22 protein-coding genes and 2 tRNA genes are annotated in these 21,265 nt (G+C 37.5%); 17 read left to right on the top strand and 7 right to left on the bottom strand.

Features of this window, described 5'->3' with window-relative positions; genetic code table 11:
• Nucleotides 1–55: 55 nt before the first annotated feature.
• Nucleotides 56–2,437, top strand: a complete 2,382-nt coding sequence (locus tag D017_RS06935) for a hypothetical protein (protein ID WP_051583828.1) — start codon at nucleotides 56–58, stop codon at nucleotides 2,435–2,437.
• Between the two features lie 137 nt (nucleotides 2,438–2,574).
• On the opposite strand, the gene D017_RS06930 is transcribed toward D017_RS06935, so the two are convergent.
• Together D017_RS06930 and D017_RS06925 are read right to left on the bottom strand one after the other, a co-directional pair.
• Nucleotides 2,575–4,365, bottom strand: a complete 1,791-nt coding sequence (locus tag D017_RS06930) for a ribonucleoside-diphosphate reductase subunit alpha (RefSeq protein ID WP_035335555.1) — start codon at nucleotides 4,363–4,365, stop codon at nucleotides 2,575–2,577.
• A complete protein-coding gene (locus D017_RS06925) occupies nucleotides 4,366–5,643 on the bottom strand; it encodes a ribonucleotide-diphosphate reductase subunit beta (RefSeq protein ID WP_035335553.1) in 1,278 nt (425 codons plus the stop codon).
• Nucleotides 5,644–6,135: 492 nt separating this feature from the next.
• On the opposite strand from D017_RS06925, the gene D017_RS06920 reads away from it, so the two are divergent.
• The 14 genes from D017_RS06920 (at nucleotide 6,136) to D017_RS06855 (ending at nucleotide 17,507) form a co-directional block, all read left to right on the top strand.
• Nucleotides 6,136–6,465 (top strand): iron-sulfur cluster assembly accessory protein, encoded by a 330-nt coding sequence (locus tag D017_RS06920; protein ID WP_035335551.1) that lies wholly within the window; start codon nucleotides 6,136–6,138, stop codon nucleotides 6,463–6,465.
• A 151-nt stretch (nucleotides 6,466–6,616) separates the two neighbouring features.
• Nucleotides 6,617–8,062, top strand: a complete 1,446-nt coding sequence (gene sufB / locus D017_RS06915) for a Fe-S cluster assembly protein SufB (protein WP_035335550.1) — start codon at nucleotides 6,617–6,619, stop codon at nucleotides 8,060–8,062.
• 44 nt (nucleotides 8,063–8,106) lie between these two features.
• A complete protein-coding gene (locus tag D017_RS06910) occupies nucleotides 8,107–8,994 on the top strand; it encodes an N-acyl homoserine lactonase family protein (RefSeq protein ID WP_035335548.1) in 888 nt (295 codons plus the stop codon).
• Between the two features lie 3 nt (nucleotides 8,995–8,997).
• A complete protein-coding gene (locus D017_RS06905) occupies nucleotides 8,998–9,417 on the top strand; it encodes a hypothetical protein (protein WP_051583827.1) in 420 nt (139 codons plus the stop codon).
• 23 nt (nucleotides 9,418–9,440) lie between these two features.
• On the top strand, nucleotides 9,441–10,193 hold the full coding sequence (gene sufC / locus D017_RS06900; protein ID WP_035335546.1) for a Fe-S cluster assembly ATPase SufC: 753 nt from the start codon (nucleotides 9,441–9,443) through the stop codon (nucleotides 10,191–10,193).
• A gap of 81 nt (nucleotides 10,194–10,274) precedes the next feature.
• A complete protein-coding gene (gene sufD, locus D017_RS06895) occupies nucleotides 10,275–11,588 on the top strand; it encodes a Fe-S cluster assembly protein SufD (protein WP_035335544.1) in 1,314 nt (437 codons plus the stop codon).
• Between the two features lie 124 nt (nucleotides 11,589–11,712).
• Complete coding sequence (locus tag D017_RS06890) at nucleotides 11,713–12,927, top strand: cysteine desulfurase (protein ID WP_035335543.1); 1,215 nt, start codon at nucleotides 11,713–11,715, stop codon at nucleotides 12,925–12,927.
• A 35-nt stretch (nucleotides 12,928–12,962) separates the two neighbouring features.
• Nucleotides 12,963–13,511, top strand: coding sequence for a GNAT family N-acetyltransferase (locus D017_RS06885; protein WP_035335542.1), 549 nt, complete (start codon nucleotides 12,963–12,965; stop codon nucleotides 13,509–13,511).
• A 43-nt stretch (nucleotides 13,512–13,554) separates the two neighbouring features.
• The gene (locus D017_RS06880) at nucleotides 13,555–13,983 is read left to right on the top strand and encodes an META domain-containing protein (RefSeq protein ID WP_035335541.1); all 429 of its coding nucleotides are present in this window, start codon (nucleotides 13,555–13,557) and stop codon (nucleotides 13,981–13,983) included.
• A gap of 2 nt (nucleotides 13,984–13,985) precedes the next feature.
• Nucleotides 13,986–14,411, top strand: a complete 426-nt coding sequence (locus D017_RS06875) for a SufE family protein (RefSeq protein ID WP_035335540.1) — start codon at nucleotides 13,986–13,988, stop codon at nucleotides 14,409–14,411.
• 81 nt (nucleotides 14,412–14,492) lie between these two features.
• Complete coding sequence (locus tag D017_RS06870; protein WP_095522107.1) at nucleotides 14,493–14,816, top strand: DUF59 domain-containing protein; 324 nt, start codon at nucleotides 14,493–14,495, stop codon at nucleotides 14,814–14,816.
• Between the two features lie 64 nt (nucleotides 14,817–14,880).
• Complete coding sequence (locus tag D017_RS06865; protein WP_035335537.1) at nucleotides 14,881–15,390, top strand: DUF2480 family protein; 510 nt, start codon at nucleotides 14,881–14,883, stop codon at nucleotides 15,388–15,390.
• A gap of 65 nt (nucleotides 15,391–15,455) precedes the next feature.
• A complete protein-coding gene (locus tag D017_RS06860) occupies nucleotides 15,456–16,412 on the top strand; it encodes a DUF3078 domain-containing protein (protein WP_035335536.1) in 957 nt (318 codons plus the stop codon).
• A 153-nt stretch (nucleotides 16,413–16,565) separates the two neighbouring features.
• Complete coding sequence (locus tag D017_RS06855) at nucleotides 16,566–17,507, top strand: DUF3078 domain-containing protein (protein ID WP_035335535.1); 942 nt, start codon at nucleotides 16,566–16,568, stop codon at nucleotides 17,505–17,507.
• Between the two features lie 160 nt (nucleotides 17,508–17,667).
• On the opposite strand, the gene D017_RS06850 is transcribed toward D017_RS06855, so the two are convergent.
• Both D017_RS06850 and D017_RS06845 read right to left on the bottom strand, forming a co-directional pair.
• Nucleotides 17,668–17,742 (bottom strand) — tRNA-Pro (locus tag D017_RS06850).
• Nucleotides 17,743–17,816: 74 nt separating this feature from the next.
• Nucleotides 17,817–18,263 carry a hypothetical protein gene (locus D017_RS06845; RefSeq protein WP_035335534.1) on the bottom strand — a complete coding sequence of 149 codons (447 nt, stop codon included), beginning with the start codon at nucleotides 18,261–18,263 and terminating at the stop codon, nucleotides 17,817–17,819.
• 136 nt (nucleotides 18,264–18,399) lie between these two features.
• On the opposite strand from D017_RS06845, the gene D017_RS06840 reads away from it, so the two are divergent.
• A tRNA-Pro gene (locus D017_RS06840) sits at nucleotides 18,400–18,474 on the top strand.
• Nucleotides 18,475–18,568: 94 nt separating this feature from the next.
• Nucleotides 18,569–19,465 (top strand): metallophosphoesterase family protein, encoded by an 897-nt coding sequence (locus D017_RS06835; protein ID WP_035335533.1) that lies wholly within the window; start codon nucleotides 18,569–18,571, stop codon nucleotides 19,463–19,465.
• A 46-nt stretch (nucleotides 19,466–19,511) separates the two neighbouring features.
• Here the strand turns inward: D017_RS06835 and D017_RS06830 are convergent, their stop codons facing one another.
• The 3 genes from D017_RS06830 to D017_RS06820 all read right to left on the bottom strand — a co-directional run bounded on the left by D017_RS06830 (nucleotide 19,512) and on the right by D017_RS06820 (nucleotide 21,265).
• Nucleotides 19,512–19,841 carry a 2Fe-2S iron-sulfur cluster-binding protein gene (locus D017_RS06830; RefSeq protein ID WP_035335532.1) on the bottom strand — a complete coding sequence of 110 codons (330 nt, stop codon included), beginning with the start codon at nucleotides 19,839–19,841 and terminating at the stop codon, nucleotides 19,512–19,514.
• 53 nt (nucleotides 19,842–19,894) lie between these two features.
• The gene (locus D017_RS06825) at nucleotides 19,895–20,947 is read right to left on the bottom strand and encodes an NAD(P)/FAD-dependent oxidoreductase (protein ID WP_035335530.1); all 1,053 of its coding nucleotides are present in this window, start codon (nucleotides 20,945–20,947) and stop codon (nucleotides 19,895–19,897) included.
• A gap of 75 nt (nucleotides 20,948–21,022) precedes the next feature.
• Nucleotides 21,023–21,265 (bottom strand): NifU family protein, encoded by a 243-nt coding sequence (locus D017_RS06820; RefSeq protein ID WP_035335528.1) that lies wholly within the window; start codon nucleotides 21,263–21,265, stop codon nucleotides 21,023–21,025.

Raw genomic sequence — 21,265 nt, 5'->3', positions numbered from 1 at the left:
TATAAGAAGAAACTCAAAATAAAGCTACATTTACTTATGTAAACATGTTCATGATATGAAACGATTATTACAACTTAAAAAATGGATTTATAAGCAATTAAAGACAATCACTCCTGGTGCAATTGCCACTAAGGGTGCCGCAAGAGGACTCCTCATAGGGGCCTCCATTATATTTTTGATTTTTGCGATACACGCCATACAAACGATGGGTGACAGTACACTCATATTGTTACAGCTCGCTATTCTTATAGGGATTGTACTATCTGTATACTTAGGATTATGGGTACTCAAAAAGCTTGCTCGCATTCCTAAAATTCTTCAGCTAGCACTACTGATCACTACACCACTCCTTCTGCTATCATTATCAGAAGAACTCGTTTATTGGTTGTGGGCTGTGGTTACACTTGCATTTGGAGGAGCTACTATTGCAGTTCTTACTAATAAAGGATTTAGACAGAAGACTATTATAAAAAAAACAATAACACTTCTGGGAGGAGTACTCGCAATTACTGGATGTACACTCGCGATTTTAGGACTTGCGCCTGACGGTTTTGACATGCAACCAATAGCAAATGCGGCTGCTCTAAGTTCAGATAATATTGCACCAATTGAAGCTCCATCTCCATCCCTAAATGGTAATTACAAAGTACAGACATTAACGTACGGTAGCGGTACTGACAAACACAGACCTGAATATGGAGAAGACGCCACTATAATCACAAACACTATAAACGGAATACCGTTTTTAGATAATTGGGAAGGAATGAGCGGATGGTATAGAGAACGCTTTTGGGGATTTGACGCTAGAGAACTTCCAGTAAACGGCAGGGTGTGGTATCCAGAGGGAGAAGGCCCGTTCCCGCTTGCATTAATTGTTCACGGTAATCACTCCATGCACGACTTCTCAGACCAAGGTTATGCGTATCTAGGAGAATTAATGGCATCAAGAGGATTCATTTTTGCATCTGTAGATCAAAATTTCATCAATAGCAGTTGGTCAGATATTCCTGAAGGTCTTAACGAAGAAAATGATGCTCGTGGCTGGATACTTCTAGAACATCTAAAAGCATGGCATGAGTGGAATGAAGATTCAGAAAGTAGTTTTTACAAAAAAGTCGACACCACCCAGATAGCATTACTAGGTCACTCTAGAGGTGGCGAAGCCGTGGCACATACCGCCTTACTAAACAAGTTTACTCATTACCCTGATGATGCAACCATCGCCATGGATTATAACTACAATATCAACACTATTATTGCGATTGCTCCTGTAGACGGACAGTACGAACCTGGGAATACCCGCACATCACTTAAAGACATCAACTACTTTGTGATGCATGGCGCTCAAGATGGTGATGTAAGTTCTTATGCAGGATCCAAGCAATATGAACGCATCACATTTTCTGATAGTACAGATTACATAAAAAGCGGACTTTATATACAAGGAGCAAATCACGGACAGTTTAATACTAGCTGGGGAGCTAATGATGCAGGGCTTTCTGTTACTCCGTTTTTAAATAACAAGCAATTACTTCCCAAAGAAGATCAAGAACAAATCGCTAAGGTTTATATAAGTGCCTTTCTAGAAACAACTCTTAAAAATCGAAAGGAATACCTACCACTATTTATAGATGCTCGCAAAGGGAAAGAATGGCTTCCAGAAACCATCTACCTTAATCAATATGAGGATAGCTCTTTTGATGCCATTGCTACTTTTGATGAAGATTTTGATGTTGTGACTACTATAGACACCACCACGACAATAACAACGCAACACCTAAGCGTCTGGAGAGAACAAGAAATAGCACTAAAATGGGGAGAGAAAGGTAGTCGCGCGGCATATGTGGGTTGGCACTACGATGATATTGAAGAAGGGACTGACCTTCCCGATAGCCTCGTTGCTAGTTATTCATTTGTTTTTAAAAAGCCGCTCAGCACCATAGACAGCAGCAAGGTATTTACATTTTCACTAGCAGAATCCAACGAAAGTACTAATCCAAAATCTGGTGGAAAATGGATAAACAATGAAGACAACACTATAAACAATAAACCAGTACCGACTAACAACATCGCTAACAGCAGTGAGGAAACTACCGAAGATAATATAGATTATGGTGAAGACACAGAGCTCCCAGAAGAACCTATTGACTTTACAATTAGTATTGAGGACGCTACTGGAAACACAGCTTCTATGTGTTTAAGTGACTTCACTGCATTGCAAAATGAGATAGGTGTGAGAGTGTGGAAATCTCAATTTATAGGAGAGGAAACACTCTCAGAAAATGTATTTCAGACGTATTATTTTCCATTAAAGGACTTCCAAGATCGCAACAAGGCTATTAACTTAAAAGAAATTATGAGTATCACATTCGTTTTTGATAATACGAAAGAAGGTGTGATCATTATAGACAATGTAGGTTTTATGAACAGGTTGTGATATAAACTACGCTTTCGCGAAAGCGTATTAAAAACAGTATAAACACAAAAAAAAGAAAGACCCGCTATCACAGCAGGTCTTTCTTATTATATGGTTTGCTCAACATACATTAAGCAATATTCTTAATCTTTTACAGATTATGCTTCACAACTTGCGCAGTCTTTCTTCTGCTTGAATTTTTGAGCTGCATTCATACTGTGCTGGTAGTATAAAGATTTTAATCCTAGCTTCCATGCTGTTACGTGGATTTTGTTAATCTCTTTTACTGGCATTTCTGGGTGCACAATAATATTTACAGACTGCCCTTGATCAATGTGATTTTGACGGTTTGCTGCTTGATAGATAATATCCATTTGATCAATTTCTGAATATGTTTTGAAAGTATCTTTCTCATTTTCATTCAAAAATTCTAAGTGCTGCACAGACCCATCCATATCACGGATACTTCTCCACACCTCTGTAGTATTCATTCCTTTTTCTTCAAGAAGTTCTTCTAAGAATGGATTCTTAATCGTAGTCTTAATCTTTGCTATATCTTTTACATAAATATTTGACCAGATAGGCTCAATACCTTGAGACACTTGACCTAAAATGAAAGCAGATGATGTTGTAGGTGCAACTGCATTAAGTGTCGCATTACGTCTACCATATCCTTTAAGTACTTCTGGCTCTCCAAATGTCTTTGCAAGCTCTTCTGATGCTTTATAAGACTTATCTTTAATTGCCTTAAAGATTTCGCTGTTTAAGTTATATGCTTCTTGACTATTAAAAGGTAACATTCTAGACTGCAGTAATGAGTGCCATCCTAATACTCCTAACCCTAATGAACGGTTAGACTTTGCAAAATTATAAGCACGTTCCATAAATAAGAATGTCTGGCGATCTTCTCTAGAGTCTGAATCTCTATAAGTTTCTAATTTCTCAAGGAACTCAGTAATTACAGCATCTAAGAAGTATACCATTGTCTCAACAGCATCTGTATCCTTCCACTTATCATAGTGAAGTACGTTTACAGATGAAAGGACACATACGAATGACCAGTCATCATTAGAAGGTAACATGATCTCTGTACAAAGGTTACTTGCATAGATTTTGTGATTATTATCCTTATATACATCTGCAGCACCATTATTTGCGTTGTCTGTAAAGAATATATACGGGTATCCCATTTCTCCTCTAGACTGCAATACTTTTGCCCATAATGAGCGTTTTGCACTGTCACCCTCGATCATTTCTTCCATCCACTTACTTGTCACAGTAACACCGTGTGTAAGCTCTTGGATGCTATTTCCTTCTGTTCCTATTTTTAAGAACTCTTCAATATCTGCATGCTCAATAGGCAAGTAAGGAGAAAAACGACCACGTCTTACAGACCCTTGACTTACCACATCCACCATTGATTCAAAAAGTTGCATGATGTGTACAGAACCAGACGCTTGCCCATTGTTCTTCACCTCTGCACCTCTTGGTCTTATTTTTCCAAAATAACCAGAAGTTCCTCCTCCTAGTTTTGACATCATTCCTACCTCAGATTGAGTGTATAGAATGTTACCCATATCATCAGAGATATGTGAACCAAAACAGCTTATAGGGAGTCCTCTTTCTTTTCCAAAATTTGACCATACTGGAGAAGCAAGTGAGTAAAACCCTTCAGACATATACCCATAGAATTTATCACTAAACCCAGGCATTCCTAGAATTTGTTCGGCTCTATCTGCAACTTCTCTTATTCTTTGCTCTGGAGATACTCCAGGACTTAGATATCCTGCACCTAAAAACTTACGACTATTTTCTGTAAGCCACTTGAATCCGGCTCCTTCACTTTCTGTTTTATTAGACAACGCTTCTTTACGAGCAGTTAACAGTTCATTTTCTTTTCCTGCTGTTGATGCAGAAACTTGGTCTTTCATTAGTTCTTGATCGTTCATTTAAAATAGGTCGTCTTCGGTTATACTTTGTGCTCTTTTTGTGTAGTTAACAGATCTCTTTACAAAGAAATCGCCATGTTTGGTCCCTATGATTTCATCATCAAACCACTCTGCGTCTTTTAATAAATTCTGGTCAACTTCAAATACAGGGTCAATACCAATACTCGTAAGAGATTTATTGAATCTGTCTTTTATGAATTCGTTTACAAGCGCTTTAGGTAAGAAGTCTAATTCTCCAGCTTCAAAAATCCAGTCTACAATATTGCTTTCTGCTTTGAATGCTTCTTTACACATTTCTTGTACGGTTGCGCTATGCTCTGCATCAAACCACTCTGGATTTTCTGCTTTAATAATTTTTATAATATCAATACCAAAATCTCCGTGTATTTGCTCCTCCTTAGAAGTTGCCTCTACTACGTTTGAGATTCCTTTAAGCATATTTTTATGCTTATTAAAAGCCATGATAATTAAGAACTGAGAAAACAGTGATACGTGCTCTATAAATAGAGAAAATAGTAATATAGACTCTGAGTACTCTTTATTGTCTTCACTCTTTGCATTCTTGAGCGCAGTCTCTAGGTACTGCACACGCTTCATCATTACAGGCTTTTTCTTAAGTAACTTAAACTCTTTATTAAGACCTAATATTTCAAGAAGGTGCGAGTATGCATCTGCATGTCTCACCTCACTCTCTGCAAACGTCGCTCCCACTGCTCCTACTTCTGGTTTAGGCATTTTGTGGTAGATATCTCCCCAAAAACCTTTTACCGCAACTTCTATTTGAGAGATTGCTAGCATTGTATTTTTAATCGCGCTACGCTCCACATCTGTAATACGCGTTTTAAAATCTTGTATATCACTCGTAAAGTTATACTCTGTATGTATCCAGTAAGAGTGTCTTATCGCTGGCACATAATCGTATAATTGTGGATACTCGTACGGCTTAAGATTAATTCTCTTTTCAAAGATGTTTGTTTTACGCTTTTGAGCTTGCTCGTCACGGTACAATATGTATGTTTTTGCAACATCTACAAACTCCTCACTTAACATTAACTTGCGCTCTACGAGATCTTGTATTTGCTCAATAGTAGGAATGTAAGTTGCATCAAGCTCTTTTCTCTTCTTAAGGTCGCTATAAACCATATCAGAAATACGTTGTGCATCTTCAGGACCTCCATGCTCAATGGCAGTCATTGCTTTAAGAATAGCACTTGTAATCTTCTCTTGGTGAAAAGGTTTCGTTTGAAAATCGCGCTTGACGATGTGAGTAATTTCCATAGCTAAATTGAGTATTATGATTAGAATTATGCGGATAATAAAGGTCTACTTTTTATGGGCTCAAACAACCGTTTATCTTTCAACGTTTTCAACAGGATATTCACAATTGCCATTTTACTAGCCTTCGCAAAGGTTTCATTTTCACGCATATCTCTGTCATCAAGTCTATTTCCATATGGTAACACGATTTACACAAATCTATCAACATTGCGGTGTGGAAAACTTACTCAAAAAACTTCGGGATTAAATTAGGTTTCAAGAGTCATTTCAAGTAAAAATGACTTCTCATTTTAGAGAAGACCGCACACACAAAGCTTTAGCAAAAGAACCATAGAATTTCTAGTTATTTTACATCTCATATCCTTAAAAACAACTTTAGAAGACTTTTAAATAACCTATAAGAAAACCCTATCGCACTATGCATTAGTTATATGTTAGGATTTGTGTAAAAACGAGACCTAAGCCTTATATTTGCAAACTATTTATAACGATATGATTAAAGTAGATTCACAAGCAAAAACTAAAATCGCAAGCCTCATGCAGGAAGACGGTTTTGATGTAACTACAGACTATGTACGTGTAGGCGTAAAGAGTGGTGGTTGTAGTGGTTTATCATACGACCTTCATTTTGACAAAACACATCACGAAGATGACAAAGTTTTTGAAGACAATGACGTAAAGCTCATCGTAGACAAGAAGAGCTTCCTTTACTTAATAGGTACTACACTAGAATATAGTGGCGGACTTAATGGAAAAGGATTTGTTTTTAATAATCCAAATGCACAGCGCACCTGTGGATGCGGAGAAAGCTTTTCTCTATAATAAATTGGTTGGTTACGCTTTCGCGAAAGCGTAACTACTTAAAACTCATTATAGTTTTCTTGACAACACCCTAAAACAAGAAAGCGAGCATACTTTGAAAAGGCACCCTTAGGGCAGGAATACTTTTCTATCACACATTGAAATAAGAAACATGGCATATACTGAAGATGATTTAAGGGAAGAACTAAAAACCAAAGAATACGAATATGGTTTTTTTACAGATATTGAGTCTGAAACGTTTCCAGTAGGATTAAATGAGGACATCATACGAGCGATTTCTAAGAAAAAGGAAGAGCCAGCGTGGATGACTGAGTGGAGACTTGATGCATACAAGGTTTGGTTATCTATGGAAGAGCCAGACTGGGCAAACGTAAATTACGAAAAGCCAGATTTTCAATCAATAGCTTACTACTCTGCTCCCGTAGCTGTAGACCCTAACAAAACACTAGACGATGTAGATCCAGATCTACTCGCTATGTATAAAAAATTAGGAATCTCTGTAGATGAGCAAAAGAAAATGAACAATATCGCGATGGATATCGTGGTAGACTCTGTCTCTGTAGCCACTACATTTAAAGAGACACTTGCAGAGAAAGGAATCATTTTCATGAGTATCTCTGAGGCCATAAAAGAACACCCAGAACTAGTACGTAAGCACTTAGGAACAATAGTTCCAGTAAAAGACAATTACTACGCAGCATTAAACAGTGCTGTATTTTCTGACGGTTCTTTCTGTTACATTCCTAAAGGTGTAAAATGCCCTATGGAACTTTCTACCTATTTCCGAATTAATCAAGGAGGAACTGGACAGTTTGAAAGAACACTACTTGTAGCAGATGAAGGCAGCTATGTAAGTTACCTTGAAGGCTGTACCGCTCCTAGTCGTGATGAGAATCAACTGCACGCTGCCGTTGTAGAACTTATTGCAATGGACGATGCAGAAATTAAATATAGTACCGTTCAAAACTGGTACCCTGGTAATGAAGAAGGAAAAGGTGGAGTTTACAACTTTGTAACAAAGCGTGGTCTTTGTGAGAAGAATGCAAAAATCTCATGGACACAAGTAGAAACAGGATCCGCAGTTACATGGAAATACCCTTCTTGTATTCTTAAAGGAGACAACTCTATAGGTGAGTTTTACTCTATCGCAGTGACAAACAATCACCAGCAGGCAGACACAGGAACTAAGATGATACACCTTGGAAAAAACACCAAGAGTACAATCATATCAAAAGGTATCTCTGCAGGAAAATCTCAAAACTCATATAGAGGTCTAGTAAAGATTAACTCAGGAGCGACAAATGCACGTAACTTCTCGCAGTGTGATTCTTTATTAATGGGTAACGAGTGTGGAGCACACACCTTCCCATATATTGAGACTAAAAACAAAACTGCTCAAGTAGAACATGAAGCAACCACTAGTAAGATAGGTGAAGACCAGATATTTTACTGTAATCAACGTGGTATTGATACGGAAAAGGCAATTGCTTTAATTGTAAACGGATTCTCAAAAGAAGTACTTAATAAACTCCCTATGGAGTTTGCTGTAGAAGCCCAAAAATTACTTGAGATTAGTCTTGAGGGGTCTGTAGGATAGTATCCACTATTACAATTGAGTTCTAAACCAAGATTATCAAAACAATGAAAAATATATTATTAATTGCTGCCCTTGCCATAACTACTGTTTCTTGCGAAGAATTCAAGAAAGGGTATGAAGATGGAAAGCAAAAAGCAGAAGACCAAAAAGAGGCAGCAGCTGCAGCAGTCTCACCTGAGGTTACATTATACAAACTAGATGGTGGTACCGTAATGGCAAATAACTTAAACCTATTTGCTCAGGGCGACACCTACAAAGGAGAATCTAAGCAGCTTGCAGATGCATTTTTTGTAATCAAGCATCCTAAAGGAACTCTTTTATGGGACACAGGATTACCAGAAATGCTGGTAGGACAAGAACCATATACTCCAGAAGGAGGGGCTTTTACAATCACGCGTAAGGACTCTATAAAAAATCAACTTAAAAGTATCGATATGACTACTGAGGATATCGATATGATTGCGTTTTCTCATATACATTTTGATCACACAGGAGCGGCAAAACATTTTGCAAACGCAACATGGTTGGTTCAAGAATCAGAATATGATTTTGCAAAAGGAGAAGACATCAAAGGAAATTCATTTTATGCGCCAGATAGCTTTAACAAGCTTACAAACGTAGAGAAACTGAATGGAGATAGAGACGTTTTTGGAGATGGCACTGTAGTTATCAAATCTATGCCAGGGCACACACCAGGTCACCAAGTATTGTTTTTACGTTTAAAAGATAACGGACCAACCTTGTTGTCTGGAGATATTTATCATTTTGAGCAAAACCGCAAAGATGCGATTGTACCTCAGTTTAATTATGATATTCCAGCAACAGATAAAAGTATAAAGGATTTTGAAGCTTTCGCGAAAGCGGAAAATGCCAAGGTAATTATCCAGCATGATGCAGGAAACTTTGCACAAACACCTGCAATACTTAATTAAAATATGAAGAAGATTATCTTTTTATTGATAACAAGTCTTGCACTTGTATCCTGTAATCAGAAATCTAGCCAGGACTCGTCTTCTTCCTCATATGAGACTATCGAAGGTGAGTTTATATATCTAGAAGATGCCGCTATTATTAAGGGAGATTCCTTTATACACGGCGTAGTTATAGATGAAAAAATGCAAGAACTAGCAACTATTGTAAAACCATTACAACGTGATGAATATGATATGGTGCCAGTTGTTATAAAAGGAATCATTAATCCTAAGCCTACTAGTGAGGAAGGTTGGGATTATATAGTTACCATAAAAGAAATAGTAGAAGTCAAAGCACCAACTGCTGACACTTCGATTAAATTAGAAGCAGGAGACAAACTCAAGACAGAGGGCGCTTCCATTAAAGTAGAAAGCGGTAAATAATCGCACAATAAGAACGTAGAATTATGTTATCAGTTAAAGATTTACACGCACGAATTGAAGAGAAGGATATCCTTAAAGGTATTAATCTTGAGATAAAAGCTGGCGAAGTGCACGCTATCATGGGACCTAACGGTTCTGGAAAAAGTACACTCGCTTCTGTTATTGCAGGAAAAGAAGAGTATGAAGTAAGCGATGGAGACATCGAACTTGAAGGAGAATCTATACTAGAAATGGATCCAGAAGAGAGAGCACACGAAGGTGTTTTCTTATCTTTTCAATATCCTGTAGAGATCCCTGGAGTTTCTGTGACTAACTTTATCAAGACTGCCATAAATGAAACTCGCAAAGCTAAAGGCTTAGAAAATATGCCAGCTAGCGATATGCTTAAAAAGATAAAAGAGAAGGCAGAACTTCTTGAGATGGATCGTAAGTTTCTTTCTAGATCATTAAACGTAGGGTTTTCTGGAGGAGAGAAGAAGCGTAATGAGATTTTCCAAATGGCAATGCTAGAGCCTAAACTCGCTATTCTAGACGAAACGGATTCTGGTCTTGACATAGATGCACTACGTATTGTTGCAAATGGCGTAAATAAATTAAAGAGCAAAGACAACGCAGTACTAGTGATCACTCACTACCAGCGTCTTCTAGACTATATCGTTCCAGATTTTGTACACGTTCTTATGAATGGTAAAATTGTACGTTCTGGAGGAAAAGAGCTTGCTCTTGAACTTGAAGAAAAAGGATACGACTGGTTAAAAGAAGAAGTGGGAGCGTAATACGTTTAGACAACTCATAAGAGATATGCCCAATAAAAATATCCCTTATACTTAACTGTCTAGATTCATAACTTAGAAAAGATGAGTTTAAAAGATAAATTAGTAAGTAACCATATCGTACTTCAAGAAAGTATTGATGCAGATTCTCATATATACGACATTCGTAACGAGGCCATCAAGACTTTTGAAGCAGAAGGGTTTCCTACAAAGAAATTAGAAAACTGGAAATACACATCTCTTAACAGCATTCTTAAGGAAGATTACAACATCTTCCCTAGTAAAGAAGCTGCACTAGACTTTAAAGATGTAAAGCAGTATTTTCTTAATGATGTAGACACTTATAAAATCGTTTTTGTAGATGGGGTTTATAGCTCATTTCTTTCAGAAACTACGCATGATGGTATTGATGTATGTACAATGGGTGCAGCACTATCAAAGCCAAAGTACAAACAAGTTATAGACGTTTACTTTAATAAGATTGCAAAGGGTGAATCTATGGATTCTCTTAACACTGCATTTGCAAAAGATGGTGCTTACATTTACATCCCAAAAGGAAAAGTAGCACAAAAGCCTATCCAGATTGTACACTTTGCTACAGGAGCAAATGATGCAATGATGCTACAACCACGTAACCTTATTGTTGCCGAAGAAAATTCTGAAGTACAAATTATAGAGCGCCACCAGAGTCTTACAGACAAGAAAGTGCTTACTAATGTTGTAACAGAAATCTTTGCAGACAAAAGAGCGCTTGTAGATTACTATAAGATTCAGAACGATAACCTAAGTGCTTCCCTTGTAGATACTACAGAGATAGAGCAGCACAAAGAAAGTATTGTTTCTGTACATACTTTTTCTCTAGGTGGAAACATCACTCGTAACAACCTTAACTTTTATCAAAAAGGAGAGTACATGGACTCTATCCTTAAAGGTATTACGATTATAGAAGGAAAACAGCACGTAGACCACAACACACTAGTACACCACATTACCCCTAACTGCGAGAGCCACCAGGATTACAAAGGTATTTTTGCAGATAAATCTGTAGGTGTATTTAATGGGAAAGTAGTTGTTGAGAAAGAAGCTCAAAAAACAAATGCTTACCAATCTAATAACAACATTTTATTAGATGACACTGCAACTATCAACTCAAAACCTCAATTAGAGATTTTTGCAGATGATGTACGTTGTTCTCATGGTTGTACCATAGGTCAACTAGACGAGAGTGCTCTGTTCTATTTACAATCACGTGGTATAGCAGAGAAAGAAGGGCGTGCTTTATTGATGTATGCTTTTGCAAACACAGTGCTGTCAAGTGTAAAAATCCCTCAGTTAAAGGATAGAATCACAAAACTTATTGCTAAGAAAATCGGTGTAAACATCGGCTTCGAGCAATAGGTAATTAGTACCATATATTAAAAGCCGTTACTCTCCAGTAACGGCTTTTTCATTTTAAACTCAACACATACTGGAGTAGCCTAAAAGTAGTCCAGTTTGTATCTTTGTAACAAAGAAAAATGCTATGCTAGACGTTAAGAAAATACGCAATGACTTCCCTATTCTCAAAAGAGAAGTAAATGGAAATCCGCTTATTTATTTTGATAATGCCGCCACTTCACAAACACCACAAGTGGTTATAGATGCTATTGTAGACTACTACTCAAACTATAATGCAAATATCCATCGCGGCGTACACTCACTTTCTCAAGAAGCAACAGACGCTTATGAGGAGGCGCGTATTAAAATTCAAAAGCATTTTAACGCAGCAAAGCCTTACGAGATCATTCTCACTGCAGGAACTACACATGCTATTAATCTTGTGGCACATGGTTTTGCCTCAATACTAAAAGAAGGTGAAGAGGTTTTAGTTTCGGCACTAGAGCACCATAGTAACATTGTACCATGGCAAATGCTTTGCGAAAAAACTGGAGCTATACTTAAAGTAATACCTCAGACAGAAAGTGGTGAGCTGGATATGGACGCTTTCGCGAAAGCGTTATCTCCTAACTTAAAACTAGTCTTTGTAAACCACGTATCTAACGCATTAGGAACTATAAACCCTATAGAGCACATCATTGAGGAAGCTCATAAAGTAGGTGCTGCAGTTCTTATAGATGGCGCACAAGCTACTCCTCACATCAAACCAGATGTACAAGCACTAGACGCCGACTTCTACGTATGTTCTGCACATAAAATTTGCGGCCCTACTGGAGTGGGAATTCTATACGGAAAAGAAGAATGGCTTACTAAACTACCTCCTTATCAAGGTGGTGGCGAGATGATAGATCAAGTAAGTTTTGAAAAAACCACCTATGCTGGTTTACCTCACAAATTTGAAGCCGGAACGCCTAACATTTGTGGAGGGATTGCTACAGCCGCAGGACTCGATTACATGAACACTATAGGCTTCGATAACATAGCGAGCTATGAAGATGAGCTTTTACAGTATGGAACGAAGAAATTACTAGAAATAGAAGGTCTAAAGATTTATGGTACTTCTGCACACAAAACTGCCGTTATTTCTTTTAATGTAGGAAATATACACCCTTATGATATAGGGACGATACTTGACAAACTAGGCATTGCAGTGCGTACTGGTCATCACTGTGCACAGCCTATTATGGAGTATTATAAAATACCAGGAACAGTACGCGCTTCTTTTTCTTTTTATAATACCAAGGAAGAAATAGACACCTTTGTAACTGGATTAAAACGAGCAGTTACCATGCTCTCATAATATCTTATAGTACATCATTTTTAGACATTGCCATATTGATACAGGTAAATTCACATATTACACTAACGTCTATTGAGCTTATAGATCAAGAACGTTTATATAATTTGATGAAGAGGGTGTATCCATCTGCATATGCGCATTTTTGGAAAGACGAAGGCTTATGGTATCTCGATCAGATTTATGGCAAAAAAAACTTAGCTCAAGAGCTTAGTGATGATAATAGCCTATACTACTTTGTGCACTATAACGATAAGATAGTAGGTATATTAAAGCTCATTGATGACTGCGAGTATGCACCGCTAGCATCTCACAAAGCTTTTAAAGTACATCGTATATACCTAGACACATCTGTTCAAGGCAAAGGTGTTGGCTATGCTCTGATGGGTTATGCAGAACAAATTGCAATAGCACAAAAACACACCCTGATCTGGCTAGACGCTATGGATAAACATACGCAAGCACAGCAATTTTATAAGAAATTAGGATTTCAAAAAACAGAACAGCAAAAACTAGACTTTACATTATTACATGATGAATACCGCCCTATGTGGTATATGCATAAAATGCTAGACTCGACAGAATGACAGTTAATCTTCTGGGCACTATCTTTGCAAATACTATTTTACTATGAAACACACATATTACATCATCGCTTTAATGCTAGGCCTCTTTTTAAGCAGCTGCGCAACCGAAAAAAAGGAAAGCGAACCGGACGTGAAAGCACCTAGATTTTCTGGATACTACACACTTACGAGTGTCGCAGAAAATCCAATCACAAAACAAGGAATCACCTTTAACATAGAAAATCAAAAAAGGAGAATAACTGGTTTTTCTGGATGTAATTCTTATAATGCAGCGTTTACACTCACAAAGGATAAATTAGATATTACAGATCCGTTATCTACTAAAAAAGCATGTCCTGCGGAGGCTATGGATTTAGAGAAAAAAATTTTCCAAAATCTCCTAAAGGTAAATAGATACACTCTCAAAAACGGAACACTTACTTTATATAACAAAGACCAAGTACTTTTTAAAGCAACATCAACAGCAATATAATTATGGCAAGTATACAAGAAATACAAGATGAAATCGTTGATGAGTTCAGCATGTTTGAAGACTGGATGCAACGTTATGAGTATATGATAGACTTAGGAAAATCACTTCCTATGATTGATGATCAGTTTAAAACTGATGATTACATCATAAAAGGCTGCCAGAGCAAAGTATGGGTACATGCAGATATGAAAGACGGTGAGATTGCCTTTACTGCAGATAGTGATGCGATTATCACAAAAGGAATCATAGCGATACTTATACGTGCTTTTTCTGGGCAACCACCACAAGCAATTATAGATGCAGACACTTCGTTTATAGACGAGATAGGACTTAAAGACCACCTCTCTCCTACCCGTGCAAACGGGCTTGTGAGCATGATCAAGCAGATAAAGCTATATGCTGTAGCTTATCAAACACAACTGAATTAAATTATCAATTACGCTTGCGCGAAAATGTGATGTAATTCACCATTATTAACTAAATAAAAGAGACTGCATTGCAGTACCACAATACATATGGAAGTAAACACAGAAGAGTTAGGAGATAAGATTGTACGAGTACTAAAAACCATTTACGATCCAGAAATTCCTGTAGATATTTATGAGTTAGGATTGATTTACGATGTTTTTGTAAACGAAGACATGGATACCAAAATCCTTATGACACTTACTACACCTAACTGCCCAGTAGCCGAAACACTACCACTTGAGGTAGAAGAGAAAGTAAAATCTCTCAAAGAAGTAAAAGATTGCGAAGTGGAAATCACTTTTGACCCACCATGGACACAAGACCTCATGAGTGAAGAAGCAAAACTAGAATTAGGAATGTTATAAAAGTATTATGATGCGTTTTAAGCTTATGGATTAAAACGCATCATCACTTTTTAATTACATGATTATGGCAGAAGAAATTATCAATAGAGTCGCTGGAAGTAAACTCATCACCTTTGATTTGGAAGATTTATATCCTAAAGGGAAGAGAGAAACACTAGACATTTCTGAATGGCTAGACCAAGGTTTTATTTTACGTGAAACTCAGTTTCGCGAAAGCATAAAAAATCACGACTGGCAGCAATATAAAGGCTCGTTTGTAGCGTTACATTGCAGTACAGACGCTATTGTTCCAGCATGGGCCTATATGCTTGTTTCTACTCAGCTACAAGATATTGCACAAAAGACGATCGTGGGCTCTTTAGAGCTTCTAGAAACTGTTCTTTACACAACGGCTATTGCAAATCTTGACACAACACCTTATCAAGGCGTACCTTTAATCGTAAAAGGATGCTCAAATAAACCAGTACCTCCTAACGCATATTTACTGCTTATAGAAAAACTTCAACCTGTGGTACGTAGCCTTATGTTTGGAGAAGCATGCTCTACCGTTCCTCTATTTAAGAAGCGCGCTTAAAAATTGTCTTGACATCCACAGACTCCCTGTGTATATTTACTTTCTTAATTTTTAAGCAAGTCCCTATGAGAACATATCTTTTTATAATACTACTAGCTACAAGTAGTATTCTAGTCGCCCAAACGAAGACTAAGAAAAAAGATTCTCTTCCTGATGGATGGAAAAGTAAAGGACTTGCCGAATTACTTTTTAGCCAAAGCGCCTTTAATAAAGAATGGCAAGGTGGAGGTACCTCTAACATCGCAGGTAACTTTAATATAAGCTGGGATCTCAATTATAAACGCAATAAACTTGCATGGGACACCAGACTTACCTCTATACTTGGTCTTGCTGCCACAAAAGATCAAAAATTTGTACGTAAAACAACAGACAGACTCGAGTTAAACAGCCTTGTGGGTAGTAGAATCAATAAATCAAACTGGTACTATTCTGGCGTGTTTAACTTTAGAACACAAATGGCACCTGGTTATGAATTTTTTGACCGCAATGTGCTTGATGAAGAGGGAGAAATTATCAACACCGTACAAGACAGAAGAGAGATAACAGATGCCTTTTCTCCAGCTTACATTCAAGCAGGGCCTGGTATTCTTTGGAAAAAAAGCAATGACTTTACAATAAACCTAGCACCCGCTACGTCTAGACTTATTTTTGTGCATTCTAAGTTTACGAGAGTTGATGAGAGCGACCCTGAAGCCGTAGCAGCTTACGAACCATTTTTTGGTGTTGAAGCAAATGAAAATACTCGTTTTGAATTAGGTTCATCACTAAGTGTCTATTATAAAGAAGAGCTGTTTGAAAATGTCGTATTTGAGAACACCCTCAACCTTTATGCAGATTACCTGGAAAAAGTAAAGAATGTCGATTTAGATTACACACTCAATGTTGCCATGCAAGTAAATAAATATGTTACTACAAATCTTGCATTACAACTCATTTATGATGAAAATGCAGTAAGCGGTTTACAGGTACGAGAAGTACTTGGAGTAGGTCTTAAATACGCTTTTCTCGAGTGGAAATCTTAGATAGCAAGCTACTTTCACAAACTATACTTACAAGCTAACGTTTAATGTCACATTTAATCGATAAAGAGGCAATACCATTAAATTAGCGAGATTACGCGTAGCAGTTTTTATTTAATTATATCTTTGCGCTACAAATCTTAACTAATTATTATTATGAAAAGACTTATTGTTTTAGGAGCAGCTATACTCCTCACAATCAGCGCGCAAGCACAAACAGAAGAAGAATTAAAAGCGCAACAAGCTCCTAAGAAAGCAGAAATTGCAAAGCTTCAAGGAGAAGTAAATAGTTTACAAGCACAAATCGATGCTCTTCCAGGATGGAAATACGGAGCATTTGGAACAATAGGAGGAAATTTCTCTAAATTTAGCGATTGGTATTCTCAAGGTGCACCTAACGTATCTTCAGGTAACATAGGTATTACCGGTAACGTATTTGCAAATAAACTAGAAGAAAAATACTTCTGGAGAAACAGCCTAAACGTAAACTTAGGATGGGTAAAATTTGATGAAGAAGGTGAGGAAGAAGAAGGCTTTCAAGAAGCTACAGATGTTTTTAATGTTTCATCTTTATACGGTTACAAGTTAACTGACAAGATTGCTGTATCTGCATTAGGTGAATACAGAACTACGATATTAAATAACTTTAACGATCCAGGATACTTAGATTTAGGTGTTGGTGCTACATGGACTCCTATTACAAACCTTGTAGTTGTAGTACACCCACTTAACTACAACTTTGTATTCTCTGATAACGACGCAGTATTTGAATCTTCTTTAGGAGCAAAAATCGTTGCAGATTATACACGTCAGATTGGTAAAATTGCATTCAAATCTAACTTATCAGCATTTGCAAGCTACAAGAGCAGCGACTTATCAAACTTCACATGGATTAACTCTTTCAGCTACAAATTGTTTAATCAAATCGGTGTTGGTTTTGAATTTGGTTTAAGAGGAAACAGACAAGAGGCAGTAAACTTCGCAAATAACAATTTACTTGCTGAAGATCCAACGGCTATTCCTTTTGAAGTAGGTGATAGCGCTGTAGATAACAAAATACAATCATACTACCTATTAGGACTTACGTATGCATTCTAAGTAATTGCAATACTACTAGCTTTAAGGCTAGTGATACATAATAAAAATGCGAGCCCTCACAGGCTCGCATTTTTGCTTTAAACAATTTCATAATATAAAAGATTATGAATATCCAAAACCTTTTAAAATGAAAAAACCAGCCTAAAAAGGCTGGTTTTTGTCGGGGTAGCAAGATTCGAACTTGCGACCTCCTCGTCCCAAACGAGGCGCGATAACCGGGCTACGCTATACCCCGAGTATTTAACGGGGTGCAAATATAATAAAATCTATTATATAATCACAAGCTTTATTGATCAATAATTATAAATCTTACTCTATTCTTATATAACTCTCGCCTTCTGCTCTATGTCCATCTTCATCTAGCTGTATTTGCTGGTAACTGTTTGCTCCCATTACTAATTCAAATCTGAAAATTTGAGTCGTGTCTACAATATTCATCATAGGGCCAGAGGCATACTCCAACCGTTCTTCTAGAAAACCATCTGCTACGGTATATGTACCATAGCCAAACCACTCATTACTATCTGATGGATCATTACGTGTCCACATCACCTTCCCTTTACTATACATCTTCACCTGCCTATACCCATTCTCATTGGGCAGCATTTCTGAGAGCATCCCATTTTCATACATCTGCTGGTTTTCTAATTCCCATACCCCTTCAAGGCTCATTGTAGGTTCATCCGTATTCCATCCATCACTCGTTATAAGTGTAGCACCCATCACATAAAAGCAAATCATCATTAGTGTTTTCATAATATTTGGGTTTAGTTAATAATTTATTTTCCAATACTTTAAGTTACAAAAAAATTAATAAGCCATGTGTTGAGGGTTTTTTCAACCACGCTATTTTCTTAATGATTAAGCTTTGTTATATTTATGCGCATAAAAACGGGTAGTAGCTTAGTCCGGTTAAAGTGCTGGTCTGGGGGACCAGAGATCGGAGGTTCGAATCCTCTCTACCCGACATAAAATAGATAGGATGTATTTATTTTACGCTTTCGCGAAAGCGTACTCCTCTCAACCCTATTAATCTCAGTCTTTTTTAAGATATTTAACCTGTGAATACAAGACAGCGTTTAGACAGAGCTTATAAAGCAGCAAAGGAAATACCATTTTCTGATGCTGATAAACTAGTTTTCTTTTCTGACTGTCACCGCGGAGACAAAAGCTTTGCCGATGATTTTGCGAGAAATGAAAATATCTATTACCACGCTCTAAAACATTATTACAAGGAAGGGTTCACCTACTGCGAGCTAGGGGATGGTGATGAATTATGGGAAAATAGCACCTTTGAAAGCATCTTACGCGCTCATAAAAATGTATATACATTACTGCAGAAGTTTCACTTTGAAAAACGACTTCACCTCATCTGGGGAAATCATGATATGGTATATCGCGATAAGAACTACGTTCAAAAGCATTTGAGCACCTATTTTGACCCAAAGGATGGCAGAGAAGAGGTTTTATTTAAAGATCTAGAGTATCATGAGGCATTGATATTAAAACATCAAGAGAGCGCTCAAGAACTATTTTTATGCCATGGTCATCAAGCCGACTGGCTCAATTATCACGGCTGGCGGTTTAATAGATTTCTCGTTAGAGTTTTATGGAAACCTCTTCAAATATTTGGTATTTCTGACCCTACGAGTCCTGCAAAAAATTACAAAGAGCTCATAAAAGTAGAGCGCCGTATTAAAAAGTGGATTACAGAAAATAACAATCTACTTACCATTACGGGTCACACACATAGACCTCGATTTCCAGAACCCGGGGATATTGCTTTTTTTAATGATGGTAGTTGTGTTCACCCACGTAGTATTACAGGTTTAGAAATAGAGAAAGGGGCTATCTCCCTTATAAAATGGCATATTACCACTACAGAAGAAGGTCACCTGCATGTAAACCGTGTATTACTAGAAGGCCCTCAAAAAATTAGGGATTATAAAACTAGCTAGCCTTATAATCCCTCGATATAATTTTTAATAATATACTTTACTCCTTCTATTCTTCTGGAGCTAAGGTTACTCTTAATCCATCCATATCTTGATGTATATGTAGCTGGCAGCCCAAACGGCTATTATCTTGTACATGAAAGGCCTCGGCAAGCATTGCTTCCTCATCATCACCCATTTCAGGTAAGTCATGATCACTCTCCACATAACATTGACATGATGCACACATCGCCATACCACCACAAATACCTATAGTACCTTCTGGAGCGAGCTCATAAGAGCGCACAACCTCCATTAAGTTCATATTCATATCTGTAGGAGCATCAATCTCGTGAGCAACGCCATCGCGATCTGTAATTGTAATTTTAATATCTATCATGGATAGCGATTTATAGGTTAACCCTCTATAATAACTTTACGATTAACCTATTACTAGTCTATTGCTTTTACTACAGCCTTAGGGGCTTCTTTCTTTGTTCCGTCAAACCCAGTGACTCCACCTACGGTCGTATATTTCATCACATAACGTTTATCTGGAAAGATACGCTGGTAAGCACTCTGGCACATTAACGTCGCTTCGTGAAAACCACAAAGGATTAACTTCAATTTACCTGGATAAGTATTTACGTCTCCTATTGCATATATACCAGGGATATTTGTTTGGTAGTCCAAACTATTATCCACTTTAATAGCATTTTTCTCAATCTCAAGCCCCCAGTCTCCTATAGGACCTAATTTAGGAGCTAATCCAAAGAGCGGTATAAAGTGATCACAAGCTTCATTAAATGTTTCCTCACCTTGTTTTATGGTTACCCCACTTACATGTGTATCTCCTAGTACATCAACCACCTCTGCTGGGGTGATTAACTTAATGCGTCCTTGATTTTTTAGCTCTTGAACTTTCTCTACACTATCAAGAGCTCCACGGAATTCATTACGACGGTGTACTAGCGTCACTTCACTAGCAACATCTGCTAGAAAAATACTCCAGTCTAAAGCACTATCTCCACCACCAGCAATAATTACCTTCTTGTCACGGTACAACTCAGGATCTCTTATGATATATTCTACCCCAATATCTTCATAGTTGGCAATATTAGGAATAGGCGGCTTGCGAGGCTCAAAACTCCCTAAACCTCCCGCAATTGCAACAACTGGCGCGTGGTGTTTTGTTCCTTTATTTGTGGTTACTATAAAGCTACCGTCCTCTTGTTTATCTATAGTTTGAGCACGCTCACCTAGTGTAAATCCTGGCTGGAAAGGCTCAATTTGTTTCATTAAATTATCTACAAGATCTCCCGCAAGCACTTCTGGAAATGCAGGGATATCATAGATAGGTTTCTTAGGATAAATCTCAGAACACTGCCCTCCTGGTTGCGGTAGTGCGTCAATAAGATGACATTTCAACTTTAATAATCCTGCTTCAAATACGGCAAAAAGTCCTGTTGGACCAGCACCTATAATGAGTATATCTGTTTTAATCATTGATTCTTATTAATACGCTTTCGCGAAAGCAAAAATAAATACATCCTCTATCTAAAAAGATGACTATTATCAGTCTTAAGCCTTAACATTAATGACTTCTTCTATCTGCGGAGCATGCTTTTTTATAGTCATCTCCACGCCACTTTTAAGTGTCATTTGATTTACAGAGCATCCTACACAAGCCCCTTGCAATTGGACACGTACAACGGTATCGTTATCTATGCCCAAAAGGGTAATATCTCCACCGTCACTCTGTAAAAACGGACGAATTTCTTGAAGTGCCTCTTCTACTTTTTGGGTTAACTCTGCTCCGGTCAT

Origin of the sequence: Dokdonia sp. PRO95, assembly GCF_000355805.1 — a bacterium.
Classification (GTDB): domain Bacteria; phylum Bacteroidota; class Bacteroidia; order Flavobacteriales; family Flavobacteriaceae; genus Dokdonia.
The sequence above is the reverse complement of the archived record's forward strand: the minus strand, read 5'-3'. Positions and strand labels throughout refer to the sequence as shown.

Bases quoted from the DNA above. Each gene is read 5' to 3' on its own strand.
- sufD (WP_035335544.1), top strand. From the start codon at position 10,275: ATGAGTTTAAAAGATAAATTAGTAAGTAACCATATCGTACTTCAAGAA.
- D017_RS06820 (WP_035335528.1), bottom strand. From the start codon at position 21,265: ATGACCGGAGCAGAGTTAACCCAAAAAGTAGAAGAGGCACTTCAAGAA.
- D017_RS06905 (WP_051583827.1), top strand. From the start codon at position 8,998: ATGAAGAAGATTATCTTTTTATTGATAACAAGTCTTGCACTTGTATCC.
- D017_RS06935 (WP_051583828.1), top strand. From the start codon at position 56: ATGAAACGATTATTACAACTTAAAAAATGGATTTATAAGCAATTAAAG.
- D017_RS06930 (WP_035335555.1), bottom strand. From the start codon at position 4,365: ATGAACGATCAAGAACTAATGAAAGACCAAGTTTCTGCATCAACAGCA.
- sufC (WP_035335546.1), top strand. From the start codon at position 9,441: ATGTTATCAGTTAAAGATTTACACGCACGAATTGAAGAGAAGGATATC.
- D017_RS06920 (WP_035335551.1), top strand. From the start codon at position 6,136: ATGATTAAAGTAGATTCACAAGCAAAAACTAAAATCGCAAGCCTCATG.
- D017_RS06860 (WP_035335536.1), top strand. From the start codon at position 15,456: ATGAGAACATATCTTTTTATAATACTACTAGCTACAAGTAGTATTCTA.
- D017_RS06890 (WP_035335543.1), top strand. From the start codon at position 11,713: ATGCTAGACGTTAAGAAAATACGCAATGACTTCCCTATTCTCAAAAGA.
- D017_RS06830 (WP_035335532.1), bottom strand. From the start codon at position 19,841: ATGATAGATATTAAAATTACAATTACAGATCGCGATGGCGTTGCTCAC.
- D017_RS06865 (WP_035335537.1), top strand. From the start codon at position 14,881: ATGGCAGAAGAAATTATCAATAGAGTCGCTGGAAGTAAACTCATCACC.
- D017_RS06875 (WP_035335540.1), top strand. From the start codon at position 13,986: ATGGCAAGTATACAAGAAATACAAGATGAAATCGTTGATGAGTTCAGC.
- D017_RS06925 (WP_035335553.1), bottom strand. From the start codon at position 5,643: ATGGAAATTACTCACATCGTCAAGCGCGATTTTCAAACGAAACCTTTT.
- D017_RS06910 (WP_035335548.1), top strand. From the start codon at position 8,107: ATGAAAAATATATTATTAATTGCTGCCCTTGCCATAACTACTGTTTCT.
- D017_RS06880 (WP_035335541.1), top strand. From the start codon at position 13,555: ATGAAACACACATATTACATCATCGCTTTAATGCTAGGCCTCTTTTTA.
- D017_RS06845 (WP_035335534.1), bottom strand. From the start codon at position 18,263: ATGAAAACACTAATGATGATTTGCTTTTATGTGATGGGTGCTACACTT.
- D017_RS06825 (WP_035335530.1), bottom strand. From the start codon at position 20,947: ATGATTAAAACAGATATACTCATTATAGGTGCTGGTCCAACAGGACTT.
- sufB (WP_035335550.1), top strand. From the start codon at position 6,617: ATGGCATATACTGAAGATGATTTAAGGGAAGAACTAAAAACCAAAGAA.
- D017_RS06855 (WP_035335535.1), top strand. From the start codon at position 16,566: ATGAAAAGACTTATTGTTTTAGGAGCAGCTATACTCCTCACAATCAGC.